Source organism: Kaustia mangrovi, from assembly GCF_015482775.1.
Taxonomy (GTDB): Bacteria; Pseudomonadota; Alphaproteobacteria; order Rhizobiales; family Im1; genus Kaustia; species Kaustia mangrovi.
Genome location: NZ_CP058214.1, coordinates 1,528,947 through 1,543,759, shown reverse-complemented (window position 1 = coordinate 1,543,759; position 14,813 = coordinate 1,528,947). Strand labels below are relative to the sequence as shown.

The 14,813-nt window shown below is 68.9% G+C and carries 12 protein-coding genes; 6 read left to right on the top strand and 6 right to left on the bottom strand.

Annotated elements, in window-relative coordinates; translation table 11 throughout:
- The first annotated feature begins 305 nt into the window (after positions 1-305).
- Positions 306-1,625 (top strand): protein-tyrosine phosphatase family protein, encoded by a 1,320-nt coding sequence (locus tag HW532_RS07250; RefSeq protein ID WP_213163752.1) that lies wholly within the window; start codon positions 306-308, stop codon positions 1,623-1,625.
- Between the two features lie 19 nt (positions 1,626-1,644).
- Here HW532_RS07250 and HW532_RS07245 read toward each other — a convergent pair whose 3' ends face one another.
- The 6 genes from HW532_RS07245 to HW532_RS07220 form a co-directional block, all read right to left on the bottom strand.
- Entirely contained in the window at positions 1,645-2,649 is a 1,005-nt protein-coding gene (locus HW532_RS07245) for an ABC transporter ATP-binding protein (protein ID WP_213163751.1), read from the bottom strand.
- Positions 2,646-3,656 carry an ABC transporter ATP-binding protein gene (locus tag HW532_RS07240; protein ID WP_213163750.1) on the bottom strand — a complete coding sequence of 337 codons (1,011 nt, stop codon included), beginning with the start codon at positions 3,654-3,656 and terminating at the stop codon, positions 2,646-2,648. Before HW532_RS07240 ends, HW532_RS07245 begins: the two co-directional genes overlap by 4 nt.
- Positions 3,657-3,662: 6 nt before the next feature.
- Positions 3,663-4,511, bottom strand: a complete 849-nt coding sequence (locus HW532_RS07235; RefSeq protein ID WP_213163749.1) for an ABC transporter permease — start codon at positions 4,509-4,511, stop codon at positions 3,663-3,665.
- A 1-nt stretch (position 4,512) separates the two neighbouring features.
- A complete protein-coding gene (locus HW532_RS07230) occupies positions 4,513-5,526 on the bottom strand; it encodes an ABC transporter permease (RefSeq protein ID WP_213163748.1) in 1,014 nt (337 codons plus the stop codon).
- Positions 5,527-5,589: 63 nt separating this feature from the next.
- A complete protein-coding gene (locus HW532_RS07225) occupies positions 5,590-7,140 on the bottom strand; it encodes an ABC transporter substrate-binding protein (RefSeq protein WP_246479645.1) in 1,551 nt (516 codons plus the stop codon).
- A 223-nt stretch (positions 7,141-7,363) separates the two neighbouring features.
- Complete coding sequence (locus HW532_RS07220) at positions 7,364-8,401, bottom strand: GlxA family transcriptional regulator (RefSeq protein WP_213163746.1); 1,038 nt, start codon at positions 8,399-8,401, stop codon at positions 7,364-7,366.
- A gap of 134 nt (positions 8,402-8,535) precedes the next feature.
- Here HW532_RS07220 and HW532_RS07215 point away from each other — a divergent pair, with 134 nt between their 5' ends.
- The 5 genes from HW532_RS07215 to HW532_RS07195 all read left to right on the top strand — a co-directional run bounded on the left by HW532_RS07215 (position 8,536) and on the right by HW532_RS07195 (position 14,390).
- A complete protein-coding gene (locus HW532_RS07215; protein WP_213163745.1) occupies positions 8,536-9,795 on the top strand; it encodes an aminotransferase class III-fold pyridoxal phosphate-dependent enzyme in 1,260 nt (419 codons plus the stop codon).
- 32 nt (positions 9,796-9,827) lie between these two features.
- Positions 9,828-10,730: a transketolase gene (locus HW532_RS07210; RefSeq protein WP_213163744.1), complete on the top strand. Its 903-nt coding sequence runs from the start codon at positions 9,828-9,830 to the stop codon at positions 10,728-10,730.
- Positions 10,727-11,749: a transketolase family protein gene (locus HW532_RS07205; protein ID WP_213163743.1), complete on the top strand. Its 1,023-nt coding sequence runs from the start codon at positions 10,727-10,729 to the stop codon at positions 11,747-11,749. Before HW532_RS07210 ends, HW532_RS07205 begins: the two co-directional genes overlap by 4 nt.
- A gap of 279 nt (positions 11,750-12,028) precedes the next feature.
- Complete coding sequence (locus HW532_RS07200) at positions 12,029-13,342, top strand: class-III pyridoxal-phosphate-dependent aminotransferase (RefSeq protein WP_213163742.1); 1,314 nt, start codon at positions 12,029-12,031, stop codon at positions 13,340-13,342.
- 37 nt (positions 13,343-13,379) lie between these two features.
- Complete coding sequence (locus HW532_RS07195) at positions 13,380-14,390, top strand: phosphotransferase enzyme family protein (RefSeq protein WP_213163741.1); 1,011 nt, start codon at positions 13,380-13,382, stop codon at positions 14,388-14,390.
- Positions 14,391-14,813 lie beyond the last annotated feature (423 nt).

The following is a 14,813-nucleotide window of genomic DNA, read 5'->3' as shown; positions in this document are numbered from 1 at the left end:
GACCGGGCGGCGCGTTCGACCGTCGATGTCCGGCCCGTGCCCTGTAGCGGGCAGGTCCGTTCGCATACCCATAAGATGAACCGATTTCGTGCTCGCGTCCCGGCCTTGCAGGCTGGCCTTCCTCCGGTTCGATGCCGCAGGAGAGAGAGGTCAGCCATGTCGAACGAGTTCCCATCCACATTCAATGTCGGCCGGGGCTTGCCGCCGGCCAACGACCCAGCCCCCCGCCGAACCGGGTGGCGCCGCGCGCATCGCATGCGCAGGGGAGAGCCGGGCCGTCGGCCGGGGGCGCCGCCGAGCGCCGCGTGTTCGGGGAGCACAGCCCCGGGCCGTCGCGCAGGATGGGCGCGCCCGCCGCGATGCAGGACGTGCGTTCGGAGCTGGAGCGGTATCGGGTCAGCCTCGCTCCGCCCATGCAGGGCAGACTCGAGAGCTCCGGGCTCATCAACTATCGCGGCGACAAGGTCGCTCGGGTGCGCTGCGGGGATGGCCATGTCAACTGTTACGTCAAGCCGCGCCATCGCTCCGCCGGGCGCGATGTTTACGAGGTCATGGAGCGCAAGGGAGGGGGGATGACCCCCCTGTCTCTGCCGCTACTGGTGGAGCGCCGTGCGGGGCGGACCGACTGGGAGGTCGTGCCGGGGCGGCCCGATGCGCCGCCGAAGTGGGAAATACCCGAGCGCTGGAAATCGAAGACGGAGGGCGACAACTTCATCAATTGGAAGACCGTCAATGACAGTCCTGCCGATGCCCTGGCGGTGATCAAGGGTGTTAACGCCAAGAGCGCATACGACAGAGAGCCCGCCAAGTTCAAGATGGTCAGCGATCCGAACGACCCCGGCAATCCAGGTAAGCGGATCAGCGTCTGGACCTATTCCGGCAACAGAGTCGAGCTGTCGGACGGCACGGAAACGCCGGCCCATCAGGTGACGTTCTTTGACAAGGATCTGGGGATCGCCGGGCCGCGGCTGACCTTTCTGGGGAAGACGGCGGCGCAGAGGCCCGCCGACAGTGCGGTCGACCGGACGATGCGGCTGATTTCGGAGCAGGATGTCGTGCTGTTCGCGGAGCTGCGGCGGGATGATGAGATCGCGGATACGGGCACCGTCTGGCCGGCGCCCGGAGAAACCGTGTCCTCGCAGGCGGGGTCCATCCGTGCCGGCGGGGAGGGCACCGCCGGGCAGCACCGCTACAGGGACTTCACCTTCACCCCGCATGACGACCCCGGCAAGGCCCGGCCCCTGCGCGTCCTGTACATTCCCGTGGAGGACGGTCAGGCCCTCTCCGCCAACGAGCTGGAGGACATCGTGCCCACCATCGACGCGCAGCTTTCGCAGATGAGGCAAGACCGGCCCGACGGGCGGCTCTATATGTCGTGCGCGCACGGGCACGGGCGGACGGGCACGGTGTATCAGGCTATGGCCGGCCGTCTCGCCCATGACCAGGGGCGGCTGAACGACTACACGCTGCAGTCGGTATACACCGATGTCGTCTATCAGGGCCTGCGGGAGCGCGGGCACAAGTTCATCGAGGAAGCCGAACAGCGCCGCGCCGTCTACGACTACATGGTCCGCCTTGTCGATGCGGACCGGGCCAGGGCCGATCCCGAGGCCGGTCCCGCCTGAGGGACGGGGGCCGCGCCGCTCATTCGCCCGCTGTCGGCGTGCCGGTCTCGGGGAAGTGGCAGGCGGCACGGTGGCCGTTCCCGTGATCGGCGAGCGGGGGGTCTTCTTGCGCGCAGATCGCTTGCGCCTTCCAGCATCGCGTGCGGAAGCGGCAGCCCGACGGCGGGGCCATCGGGCTCGGCAGGTCGCCCTTCAGCACGATGTGCCGGCGCGCGCGCTCGCGCGGCGGGTCGGGAAGCGGGGCCGCCGACAGGAGGGCCTGCGTATAGGGGTGCCGCGGCGCGGTATAGAGCGAGGCGACGTCGGCGACCTCCACGATCCTGCCGAGATACATCACGCCCACGCGGTCGCACAGATGGCGGACCACCGACAGGTCGTGGGCGATGAACAGATAGGTCAGCCCCAGCCGGTCCTTCAGCTCGTCGAGCAGGTTCAGCACGCCCGCCTGGATCGACACGTCGAGCGCGGAGACGGGCTCGTCGAGCACCACGATCTCCGGATCGAGCGCGAGCGCGCGGGCGATGCCGACGCGCTGGCGCTGGCCGCCGGACATCTCGTGGGGGTAGCGCGCGGCATGCTCGGGGTCGAGGCTGACGAGCCGCAGGAGTTCCGCCACCCGCGCGCGGCGCTCGGCCGCGGGCATGCCGGCCAGGATGAGCGGCTCGCTCAATATGCGGCCGATGCGCATGCGCGGGTGGAGCGAGGCGTAAGGGTCCTGGAAGACGATCTGCAGCTTGCGCCGCAGCGCCCTGAGCTCCGCCCCCGAGATCGCCGAGATGTCGCGGCCGCCGAAGCGGATCTCGCCGGCCTCCGGCTGGACGAGGCGCAGGATGCACCGGCCGAGCGTGGACTTGCCGCAGCCCGACTCCCCGACGAGGCCGAAGGTCTCGCCCCGGGCCATGTCGAAGGACACGCCGTCGACCGCGCGCAGGAGGGCGAGCGGCCTGTTGGTCAGGAGCCTGCGGCCCACCGGGAACTCCTTGACGAGCCCCTGCACGGAGAGAATGGGGGAGGGCGCGGTCATCGCGGCGTCTCCTCGGTGTGGGCGGGGGCGTGTGCTGGCGGCCCGTCGGCGAAATGGCAGGCCGCGAGCGAATGCCCCGCCGGTTCGAGGGCGGGCCGGACCTCGCGACACTGCCGGGCGGCCATCGGGCAGCGCGGCGCGAAGGCGCAACCGGAGGGCCGGGAGAGCAGCGACGGCGGCGTGCCCTCGATGCCGGTCAGGCGTTCCTCCGTCCGGTCGAGCCGGGGCACCGCGGCGATGAGGCCGCGCGTATAGGGATGGCGCGGATCGGCGAACAGCGTGTCGACGGGTGCCTGCTCCACGATCCGGCCGGCATACATGACCGCGACGCGGTCGGCCATGCCGGCCACCACGCCGAGATCGTGCGTGACGAGGGCGAGCCCGATGCCGAGCCGCGTCTGGAGGTCGCGCAGCACATCGAGGATCTGCGCCTGCACTGTGACGTCGAGCGCGGTCGTCGGCTCGTCGGCGATCAGCAGTTCCGGGTCGTTGGCGAGCGCCATGGCGATCATGGCGCGCTGGCGCATGCCGCCGGACAGCTCGTGCGGATAGGCGCCGGCGCGGGCGCCGGCCTCCGGGATCGAGACCAGTTCCAGAAGCTCCACGATCCGGTCCTTCAGCCGGGCGTTCGACATGGACCTGTCGTGCAGGCGGATCATCTCCGCGATCTGGTCGCCGATCGTCACCACCGGGTTGAAGGCGGTCAGCGGATCCTGGAACACCATGGCGATGCGCCCGCCACGCAGCCGGCGCATCTCGCGCTCGCTGGTCTGCAGGAGGTCGCGGCCGCGGAAATGGACCGCGCCCGTCGTCTCCGCGCGCGGCGGCAGGAGCCCCATGATCGCCTTCATGGCGACGCTCTTGCCGGAGCCGCTCTCGCCGACGAGCCCCAGAACCTCGCCGTCGGCCAGGTCGAGGTCGACGCCGCTCACCGCCTCCGCCGCGCCGAGCGAGGTGCGGAAGGCGACGGAGAGGTCACGGATCTTCAGAAGCGGATCTTCGGTCACGGTCGCTCAATCGGTGCGGGGGTCGAGCAGGTCGCGCAGACCGTCGCCCACGAAGTTGAAGCCGAGCACCACCAGAAGGATCGCCAGCCCCGGGCCGAAGGCGATCCACCAGTGATAGAAGTATTTCGCGCCGTCGGCGATCATCGCGCCCCATTCCGGCGTCGGCGGGGTCGCGCCGAGCCCGATGAAGCTCAGGCTGGCGGCGAGCAGGACCACCTGCCCGAAATCCATGGTCGCGTTGACGAGCACGGGCGTCCAGCACAGCGGCAGCACATGCAGGAACAGCACGCGCAGCGGCCCGGCGCCGGCGGCCATGGCGGCCTCCACATGCTCGCGCTCGCGCACCTCCAGCACCTGGGCGCGCATCAGCCGGGCATAGAGCGGCCACCACACCACGATCATGGCGATGGCGGCATTCTCCAGCCCCGGGCCGAGCGAGGCGGCGACCGCCATGGCGAGCAGGATCGGCGGGAAGGCCAGCGTGATGTCGACGAGCCGCATGACCGCGGCCCCGGCAAGCCCGCCGAAGAAGCCCGAGACCGCCCCCAGAAGGCCGCCGATGAGGGCGGCGGCGAGCACCACCACAATGGCGATGGGAATGGAGAAGCTCGCCCCGTGGAGCGTGCGCGACAGGACGTCCCGGCCGAGCGCGTCGGTGCCGAGCCAATGCTCCGCGCTCGGCGGCTTGAGGCGGCCTGCAACCATGTCGAGCGGCGGGTCGAGCGGCCAGAACTGCACGGTGAGCGCGGCGGCGACCCAGAAGGCGATGAAGGCGAGCCCCAGCGCCATCGGCAGCGCCGTGCCCAGAAAGGCCGGGGTGCGCAAGCGCAGGCGGTATGCGGAGGTCGCGGCCATGTCAGCTCAGCCTGATGCGGGGATTGGCGAAGACATAGGCGATGTCGGTCGCGAGATTGGCGACGAGGAAGGCGAGCGCGCCGAGGAGGGTCACCCCGATGATGGCGGGATGGTCGAGCGAGCGCGCGGCGTTCACCGCATAGGAGCCGATGCCCGGCCAGCTGAAGACGGTCTCCGTCAGGATCGCCCCGGTGACCAGATAGGCGAAGGAGAAGCCGATGATGGTCAGCGCCGGCACCATGGCGTTGCGCAGGGCGTGGCGCAGCAGGATGCGCCAGGTGCCCGCGCCCTTGGCCCTGGCGGTCATGATGAAGTCCTGCTGCATGACGTCGAGCATGCTCGCGCGGATCATGCGCGAGATGATGCCCATCACCGCCCAGCCGAGCATGATGGCGGGCAGGACGAGATAGGACAGCGCGTTGAGGAATGTCCCCCAGTCGCCCGCAATGAGGGCGTCGACCGTGTAGAGGCCGGTCACCGGCGGCGGCGCGGCGAGTGCTGCGTCCAGCCGGCCCGGGCCCGGCACCCAGGCGAGCTTGACGGAGAAGATGTAAAGCGCGATCAGGCTCGACCAGAAGACCGGAACGGACGAGCCGATGAGGGCGACGAGCCGCGCCCCGTGATCGATCGGCCCGTTGCGCCAGTGGGCTGCGACGACGCCGATGGCGGTACCGGCGACGCTGCCGAAGACCATGGCGGCGAAGACCAGTTCGAGCGTGGCCGGCAGACGGTCGAGCAGGTCGCGCATGACCGGCCGCTTGGTGCGGAAGGACACGCCGAGATCGCCGTGGGCGAGGTTCGCCAGATAGATCGCGTAGCGCTCCGGTATGGGCTTGTCCAGGCCCCAGCGGGCCTTCGCCGCCGCCACGACCTGCGGATTGTCCATCTGGCGCTCGTTGAGGATCGAGGCGAGCGGATCCCCCTTGACGAAGTTGCTCAGGAGGAAGGCCATGGTCGCCACGCCCAGGAGCAGGAGCGGCATGGCAAGGAGGCGGCGAAGAAGATACTGGGTCATGCTGTCCGGCGTCGAGGGTGGCCGGCACGGCCCCCGGTCATGGGGACGTGCCGGGCCACGGGGTCACTGCTTCGAGAGCTCTTCGAGCGGCAGGTTGCAGCATACCGCATAGCGCACGCCGTCGATGCCCTTCCGGTAGGCGAGCACCAGCTTGGGATTGACGAGCGGAATGATGACGCGGTCGGCGATCATCTCCAGCGCCATCTCGTGATAGAGCTCCGCGGCGTCCTCCGGCGCGGCGGTGCGCACCTCTTCCAGCAGCTCCGCCATTCGGCCATTGGCCAGCCCCTCGGCATTCTCGCCGCCGGCGCGGCCGTACCAGGGGCTTCCCGGCACCATGCCGAAATAGTTCGCATACTGGCCGCTGCCGTAATAGTCGGGCGCGTAATAGACCGCGGTCAGCGGAATGTGGTCGCCGCCCACGCGCTCGCGCCAGACCGCGAAGGTCACCGGCTCGAGCTTGACGTCGATATTCACCTTGGCGAGGTCCTGCTGGACCTTCTGCATCATGATGGTGAGGTCGACGCCGTAGATGTTGGTCTCCGGATAGGCCGCGACCAGCGTGAAGCCGTCGCCGAGGCCGGCCTCGGCGAGCAGCGCCTTGGCCTTGTCCACGTCCTGGGCGGGCATGGGCAGGTCCTTGGTGCCGGGAAAGCCCGTCGGGACCGGCGAGGCGATCAGGTCGGCGGCGCCGCCGGTGGTCACCTCCAGGAGCCCGTCATAGTCGATGGCAAGGCCGATGGCCTCGCGCACCTTGGGGCCGAGCGGCACCTCGAGGTCCTTCGCGCCCGGCGACAGCGCGATATAGACGAAGTTGAAGGAGGGCACGAGCTCCGTCACCACATCCGGCGAGCCGACGGTTTCGGCGGTGTCCGGGTCGATCTGCATGGCGATGTCGGCGCCGCCGGACTGCAGCATCTGCATCTGGGAGACGGCGTCCTGCACCTCGCGCATCACGATGGCGTCGGCCGCCGGCGCCTCGCGCCAGTAATTGGGATTGGCGGCCAGCCGCAGCTCGTCGTCCGGGCGGTAGCTCTTGAGGACGTAGGCCCCGCTGCCGGCTGAGTTCTCCAGGAGCCAGGCCTCGCCCTGGTCGGTCTTGTCGGCGTCCGGACCGGCCGTGCCGCCATGCTCCTTGACGAGATCGGCGTTCACGATCGCGCCATAGGGCGAGCTCACCTTGCCGAGGAACTCCGGATCGGGGGCTGCGAGATGGACCACGACGGTCTTGGCATCCGGCGTGTCGATGGACTCGATGCCGTCGGCGAGGAAGGACGCGCCGGCCTTCAGGTTCTTCAGCCGCATCAGGCTGAAGGCGATATCCCCAGCCTCGACCGGTGAGCCGTCGGAGAAGGTCGCCTTCGGGTCGAGCGTGAAGCTGTAGGTCTTGCCGTCGTCGGAGACGCTCCACTCGCTGGCGAGCCGGGGTTCGAGCGTCTCGTTGTCCTTGCCGATGCGCACGAGCTGGTCGTAGACGGCGGTCAGATAGATCTGGCAGCTATCGCACCAGGACCGGCTCGGATCGAGCGTGTTGAAGTCGGTGTCGCGGGCGATGACGATGGTGTCGCCCTGTGCCTGCGCCTGGGAGGGCACGGCAAGCGCAAGCGTTGTCACGGCCGCCGCGGCCAGAAGGCCGAGAGCAGAGCCCGGCCTTAGTCTTCTGCGGATTTCCGGTGCCATTGATGTCTCCCTAAAGTCCCTCGTCCCTGTCTTTGGTGTCGTTCTTGCCGCCTTCCCCCGACAGGCGGCCGGCTGAAAGTATGCATAGAGGGCACGGGAGGAATTGTGCACAGGACGCTATTGTTTTGACGAAATGAGAAGCCCGGGCCGCGCCGCCTCAGCGCCCTTCGATGAAATAGGGCCGTGCCATGCGCGAGATGAAGGCCCGGCGATAGGCGCGTGCCGTCGTCTTGAACCGCTTGCGGAACGCCCGGCTGAAGGTGGAGGCGGAGGCGAAGCCGGTGGCGGCCACGATCTCGGTGATCGCCATGTCGGAATACATGAGCATGTGGCGTGCCGCGTTCAGCCGGATGTCGAGATAGCGGTTGGAGAGCGTCTCGCCGAAATGCTGCCGGCTGAGCTGCTGGAGCTGGCGCGCGGAGACGCCGATCTCGCGGGCGATCTCCGGGATCGGCAACGGCGTCTCGATATTCTCCTCCATCAGGTCGATGGCGTGGCGCAGATGCGGGTTGCGGATCGTCGGGTCCCAGCTCAGCGGATTGCTCTGGCGCGTGTCGCCGGGGCGCGCGGTGCCGTAGATGATGTCGGCGGCGACGAAGCGCGCGATCTTCGCGCCCTGCTGGCGCTCGACCACGGCGAGGAACAGGTCGTTGCAGGCCAGATGCCCGCCGCAGGTCAGCCTCTTGCGGTCGATCACATAGACGTCGTCGCAGAAGGAGACGCGCGGAAACCGGTCCGTCACCGCGGGCATGACCTCCCAGTGCGTGGTCGCGCGGTGGCCGTCGAGCAGTCCCGCCTCGGCCATGAAGACGGCGCCGAAATCGACCCCGCACAGATCGACGCCGCGGCGCGCATGCCGGCGCAGGAAGCGGTGCAGCGGCTTCTTGTAGGCGGCGGCCTGGTCGTAGGCGGAGGCGATGACGACCATGTCGAACTCGTCGTCCTCGTCGAAGGTGCGGGCGGGTTCGACCCGGATGCCGATGCCGCTGGCCACCGGCTCGCGGGTGAGCCCCACAAAGACGATCTCGTAGGCGGGCTGCTGGTAGAAGCGGTTCACCGAGCGCAGCGGCTCGCAGGCCAGCAGCACCGAGGACAGCGACATGTTGGGCGAGATGCACACGCCGATGCGCCTGAGCCTCGGGGTGACGCGCTCCTCTGGCGGAATGAGCTCCGTCTTGTCCACGGCAAATGTCATGGGGCGATCCGGCGGCCTCTCTCGATCTCGTGCCAGAACAAAAAGACTTCGCAATTTGCAAAACCTGTCAAGTCCCGGCTGCTGCATGATGGCGCTGCCTGACGGAGGCCGTTCCACCTGCAAGACGAGAGCCCATGCACAATCCGCCGGACACACTGCGCAACGACGCCCGCCCGCTGCCGCGCGACACCGCCCTTCGCGACCGCGCCCGGAAGGTCATTCCGGGCGGCATGTGGGGCCATATGGACGCCCGGCGGCTGCCGCACGGCTATCCCCAGTTCTTCGCCGGGGCGAAGGGCACGCGGCTGCGCGATGTCGACGGCAACGAATATGTCGACTTCATGTGCTCCTACGGGCCGATGATCCTCGGCTATGGCGACCCGGACGTCGAGGCGGCGGCCGACGCCCAGCGCGCCCGCATGGGGATCGCCAACGGGCCGGGCGAGATCCTCGTGGAGCTCGCCGAGCTGATGGTCGACACGGTGCCGGCGGCCGACTGGGCGCTGTTCGCCAAGAACGGGACGGACGCCACCACGGCCTGCGTGACCATCGCACGGGCGCATGGCGGGCGCCGCAAGGTCCTCGTCGCGCGGGGCGCCTATCACGGCTCCGCGCCGTGGTGCACGCCGTGGCCCGCCGGGACGACGGCGGAGGACCGCGCCCATCTCATCTACTACACCTATAACGACGTCGCCTCGCTCAAGGCCGCGGCGGAGGCGGCAGGCGAGGATCTCGCCGGCATTCTCGTCTCCGCCTTCCGGCACGACGGGCGGGTGGACCAGGAGATGCCGACGCGGGAGTTCGCCGGGGCGGCGCGCGCGCTCGCCGACAGCCACGACGCCGCCCTCATCCTCGACGATGTGCGCGCGGGCTTCCGCCTCCATCCCGGCGGGAGCTGGGAGCCGCTCGGCGTGCGCCCGGATCTCGCCGCCTGGAGCAAGGCGCTCGGCAACGGCTACCCCATCGCGGCGGTGACCGGCAACGACCGGATGCGCGACGCCGCCCGGCAGATCTTCGTCACCGGGTCCTTCTGGTGCGGCCCGGTTCCCATGGCGGCGGCCGCCGCGACGCTCGCGAAGCTCGGCGATGGCGATGCGGTGGCCCATATGGCGCGCATGGGGACGCTGCTGCGCGAGGGCATCCAGGCGCAGGCCGACGCGCTGGGCGTGGGGCTGCGCCAGACCGGGCCCGCGCAGCTTCCCCTGATGCTGTTCGACGACGACCCGAAGCTCGAGCGCGGCGACCTGTTCGCCGTCACCGCGCTGAGGCACGGCGTCTATCTGCATCCCTGGCACAACATGTTCCTGTCGGCCGCGCATACCGAGGACGATATCGAGATCGCGCTCAAGGCGACCGGGAAGGCGCTGGAGGCAGTCGCGCGGGCTTTCCCGTGACGCCCGGCCCCGACAAGGAGGAGGATACCGACATGACCGACCGGCCGACGGCCCCGGAAACCGGCAAGCGGGCGCGGGGGCGCAATGTCTCCCACGACTATCTCGCCGACCGGGCACGCTTCGTGCGCAAGGAGACGGTGCGCCTGTCGCGCATCGCCGGCGCGGGCCACTATTCGAGCACCTTCTCGGCCGCCGAGCTCTTCGCCGCGCTCTACTACGCCCATATGCGGATCAATCCGGCCGAGCCCAAATGGCCCGACCGCGACCGCTTCGTGCTGTCCAAGGGGCACGCCGCCATCGGGCTCTATCCGGTGCTTGCCGATCTCGGCTATTTCGACTCCGCGCTGCTCGACAATTACACCCGGCTCGGCAGCCCCTTCGGCGACCATCCCGACATGAAGAAGGTGCCGGGCATCGACTTCTCCTCCGGCTCGCTCGGCCACGGCCTGTCCGTCGGCGTCGGCATGGCGCTCGCCGGCCGGGTGCAGGGGCGCGGCTACCGCGTCCATGTCATGCTGGGCGACGGGGAGCTGGCGGAGGGCCAGATCTGGGAAGCCGCCATGTCGGCGGCCCATTTCCGGCTCGGCGCCCTAGTGGCCATCGTCGACCGCAACGGCCTGTGCATCGACGGCCACACGGAAGAGGTGATGTCGGTGGAGCCGCTGGAGGACCGGTTTGCCGGCTTCGGCTGGGAGGTCCACCGCATAGACGGCCACGATTTCGGCCAGATCCTTTCCGTTCTCGACGGCCTGCCCGAGGCCGGCGAGGGCCGCCCGCAGGCCATCGTCGCCGATACGGTGAAGGGGCGCGGCGTGGCGATGATGGAAGGCGCCCTCAACTGGCATGTCGGCAATCTCTCCGACGAGGATTACGACGCCGTCATGGCCGAACTCGACGCCGGGCTGAAGCCCGCCCGATGGGAGCATTCGCGATGACCGATCCCTCCAAGGACAACGCCTCCGCGCAGGACCAGAGCGAGCTGTTCACCGGCGGCAAGCGCGCGCAGACCGTCAAGGGCACGCCGGCGAAGAGCATGCCCGCCTTCACGCTGGGCGAGGATCTGGCGGCCCTTGCCGACCGTGACGAGCGCATCGTCGTCCTGACCGCAGATCTCGCCTCGGCCAACCGCACCGTGGAGTTCAGGGACCGCCATCCCGGCCGCTTCTTCGATTTCGGCATCGCGGAGAAGAACATGGTGACGGCGGCGGCCGGCATGGCGGCGAGCGGCCAGATCCCCTTCGCGGCGACGTTTGCCTCCTTCCTCGGCATCCTCGCCGCCGAGCAGATCCGCACAGACTGCGCCTATCCGAACCTGCCGGTGCGGCTCGTCGCGCATCATTCCGGCATCTCCATGGGGTTCTACGGCACCAGCCATCACGCGCTGGAGGATCTCTCCATGATGCGGACCATCGCCGGGCTGACGGTCGTCTCCGCGACCGACGCGACGCTCCTGCGCACGATCGTCGCGGCCTCGCTCGACCATCCGGGCGCCATCTATATGCGCCTCGGTCGCGGCCGCGACCCGGATGTCTATGAGCGCGCGCCCGACGGCTTCGCCTTCGGCAAGGCGATCAGGCTTCGCGAGGGCTCCGATCTCACGATCATCGCCACCGGCGCGGAGGTGCATCCGGCGCTCCAGGCGGCGGACCGCCTCGCCGCCGACGGGATTTCCGCCCGCGTGGTCGACATGCACACGATCAGCCCGCTCGATGGCGAGGCAGTCGCCGCCGCGGCAGCGGAGACGGGCGCGATCCTCACCGTTGAGGAGCACAATGTCACCGGCGGGCTCGGCAGCGCGGTGGCGGAAATCCTCGTCGATTGCGACCGCGTGCCCTTTGCCCGGCACGGCGTGCCCGACGAGTTCGCCCCGGTCGGGCCGCCCGCCGCGCTCTATGCCCATTACCGGCTCGACGCCGCCGGCATCGCCGCGCGGGCGCGCGAGCTCCTGGGGTAGGGGCCAATCGAGCGGCACCGGGTGAGGTTTCCCACCTCTGCGCAGTTTTCACTCAAGCTGAAGAGACCGCTCATCCCGGCGAAAGCCGGGATCTGTTGCCCATTGCCCCGAGATCCCGGCTTTCGCCGGGATGAGCGGGAAGACAAGCCGATCCAACCTGACTGCAATCCGTAGCCTGCGCCAACCGGCAAGCTGTCAATTCGGCTCACCATCATGTCAAGTCAAAGGGCCGGCGCACTCCCTATCCTGCCATGACAAGCAGGAAAGGCGGCCAATGTCATGAGCAAGGCGAAAGACGACTTTATCGCCAAGACGGTTCAGTACTGGAATCCGGGCAAGACGCTCGAATGGCAGCGCGTCGGCGTCGATCTCGTGATCGACAAGCGCGAGGGCTATTACCTCCACGACATGGACGGCAAGCGCCTGATCAACCTCCATCTCAATGGCGGGGTCTACAGCCTCGGCCACCGCAATCCGGAGGTGATCGCCGCCGTCAAGGAGGGGATGGACCATTTCGACATCGGCAACCATCACTTCCCCGCCCTGATGCGCACCAAGCTCGCGGAGATGCTTGCCCGGCACACGCCGGAGGGGCTGCAATACACCATGTACGGCTCCGGCGGCGGCGAGGCCATCGACATCGCGCTCAAGAGCGCGCGCCACGCCACCAAGCGCCGGCGCATCATCTGCCTGGAGCGCTGCTATCACGGCCATACGGGGCTCGCCGTCAAGGTCGGCGACGACCGCTTCTCCAAGCTGTTCCTGTCGGAGGCGAGCGAGGACGAGGTCACCAAGGTGCCCTTCAACGATTTCGACGCGATGGAGCGCGAGATCATGAAGGGGGACGCGGCCTGCGTGATCATCGAGTCGATCCCTGCCACCTACGGCTTCCCCATGCCGCGCGAGGGCTATCTCAAGGCGATCAGGGAGTGGTGCGAGAAGACCGGCACGCTCTATATCGCCGACGAGGTGCAGACCGGTCTCATGCGCTCCGGCGAGATGTGGTGCATCGACACCTATGGCGTCGTGCCGGACATGATCGTGACCGGCAAGGGGCTGTCCGGCGGCATCTATCCGATCTCCGCGGTGATCGCCAACGAGCGCTCCGCCGCCTGGCTGCACGAGGATGGCTGGGGGCACATGTCGAGCTTCGGCGGCGCCGAGCTCGGCTGCATCGCCGCCCACAAGGTGATGGAGATCTGTGCGCGCCCCGAGACGCGCTCCCAGTGCCATTACATCGCGCACTATCTGCGCCAGGGGCTGAACCAGATCCAGGCCAACCATCCGGACTTCTTCGTCGGCATCCGCCAGCGCGGGCTGATCATGGGGCTGGAGTTCGACCATCCGGAAGGGGCCGTCCACGTGATGCGCACGCTCTACCGGAACGGCATCTGGGCGATCTATTCCGCGCTCGACCCGCGCGCCCTGCAGTTCAAGCCGGGGCTCCTGTGCGACCGCGAGCTGTGCGACGAGATCCTGAACCGGACCGACACGGCCATCGGCCAGGCGCGTGCGGAGATCCATGGCACCCGTGCGCGGACAACGATCCGCAGCGGCGTGGCGGCCGGCGCGTCCGCGGCCGAGGTCGCCTGAGCGCATATCCAAGAAGAAAAAGCCAGGGAGGGGAGGAATGACGGATACGGCTGCCTTGTCGCACGAGGCGCTGCTCAGATCGTTGCACGATCTGGCCGAGACGGCGCTTGGGCGTTACGACCTGCCGGAGGGGGTGGAGGTCTCGCTCGTCAACCTGTCGGAGAACGCCACCTACAAGGTGGACCATGCCGCCTCGGGGCGCCGCTGGGCGCTGCGCGTGCACCGCGAGGGCTATCACTCGCCGAACGCCATCCGCTCCGAGCTCGCCTGGCTGGAGGCGCTCAGGGCCGACCGCGTGGTCGCGACGCCCGTGCCCGTTCCGGGCCGCGACGGGGCGGCGATCCAGGAGGTCGGCCACCCGGCCCTGCCGAAGGCGCGCAATGTCGTGCTGTTCGAGTGGGAGGAGGGGGTCGAGCCGTCGGAGAGCGACCATCTCACCGACAAGTTCGAGATCCTGGGGAGCGTCACCGCGCGCATGCACCGGCATTCGCGCGCATGGCGCCGTCCGGAGGGCTTCGAGCGGCTGACCTGGGATTTCGAGACGAGCCTCGGCGCGAACCCCCATTGGGGGCGCTGGCGCGACGGCATGGGGCTCGACGCGGACAAGGAGGCCCTGTTCGCGCGCACCGTGGAGACGATCGGCCGGCGGTTGGAGCGCTTCGGCAAGGGGCCAGACCGCTTCGGCCTCATCCATTGCGACATGCGGCTCGCCAACCTCCTGATCGACGGCGATGAGGTCAAGGTCATCGACTTCGACGATTCCGGCTTCTCCTGGTATCTCTACGACGCCGCGACGGCGGTGTCCTTCTTCGAGCACGAGCCCCATGTGCCCGAGCTCATGGAGGCCTGGGTGAGGGGCTATCGGCGCGAACGCGATCTGCCGGAGGGGGACGCCGCGGAGATCCCGACCTTCGTCATGCTGCGCCGGATGCTGCTCGTCGCCTGGATCGGCTCCCATTCGGAGACCGATCTCGCCCAGTCCATGGGCGTCGACTACACCGCCGGCACGGTCGGCCTGTGCGAGGACTACCTCTCCCGCTTCGGATGACGGGGAGCGGCCGGCCCGGTTCGCCCCGGGCGCGCTTACTATCCGTCATTCCCGCGGAAGCGGGACTCCATGAACAACGGCAGAGATATGGATCCCCGCTTTCGCGGGGATGACGAGGGGAAGGAGCGGGGATGACGAGGGGGCGGGGCGGATTGCGATCCGGTTGACCGGGTTTTCCGTCCGCTCATTCCCGCGAAGGCGGGAATCCAGCCTTTCGCGGGGACGGGCGGGCCTTTGCCGGGACCGCTGCTGACTGCCTTACCGCTCCCGTCCCTCGATGGCTTCCAGAACTTCGCGGATGCGGTTCAGGGTCACCGCTACACCGCCGGCACGGTCGGCCTGTGCGAGGACGATCTCTCCCGCTTCGGATGACGAGGGGGCGGCCGGCCCGGCTTGCCCCGGGGCGCTCACTGTCCGTCATTC

Excerpts from the sequence above, each read along its gene's own strand:
- HW532_RS07245 (WP_213163751.1), bottom strand. The coding sequence starts at position 2,649 with ATGACCGCGCCCTCCCCCATTCTCTCCGTGCAGGGGCTCGTCAAGGAG.
- HW532_RS07235 (WP_213163749.1), bottom strand. The coding sequence starts at position 4,511 with ATGGCCGCGACCTCCGCATACCGCCTGCGCTTGCGCACCCCGGCCTTT.
- HW532_RS07230 (WP_213163748.1), bottom strand. The coding sequence starts at position 5,526 with ATGACCCAGTATCTTCTTCGCCGCCTCCTTGCCATGCCGCTCCTGCTC.
- HW532_RS07220 (WP_213163746.1), bottom strand. The coding sequence starts at position 8,401 with ATGACATTTGCCGTGGACAAGACGGAGCTCATTCCGCCAGAGGAGCGC.
- HW532_RS07215 (WP_213163745.1), top strand. The coding sequence starts at position 8,536 with ATGCACAATCCGCCGGACACACTGCGCAACGACGCCCGCCCGCTGCCG.
- HW532_RS07210 (WP_213163744.1), top strand. The coding sequence starts at position 9,828 with ATGACCGACCGGCCGACGGCCCCGGAAACCGGCAAGCGGGCGCGGGGG.
- HW532_RS07205 (WP_213163743.1), top strand. The coding sequence starts at position 10,727 with ATGACCGATCCCTCCAAGGACAACGCCTCCGCGCAGGACCAGAGCGAG.
- HW532_RS07200 (WP_213163742.1), top strand. The coding sequence starts at position 12,029 with ATGAGCAAGGCGAAAGACGACTTTATCGCCAAGACGGTTCAGTACTGG.
- HW532_RS07195 (WP_213163741.1), top strand. The coding sequence starts at position 13,380 with ATGACGGATACGGCTGCCTTGTCGCACGAGGCGCTGCTCAGATCGTTG.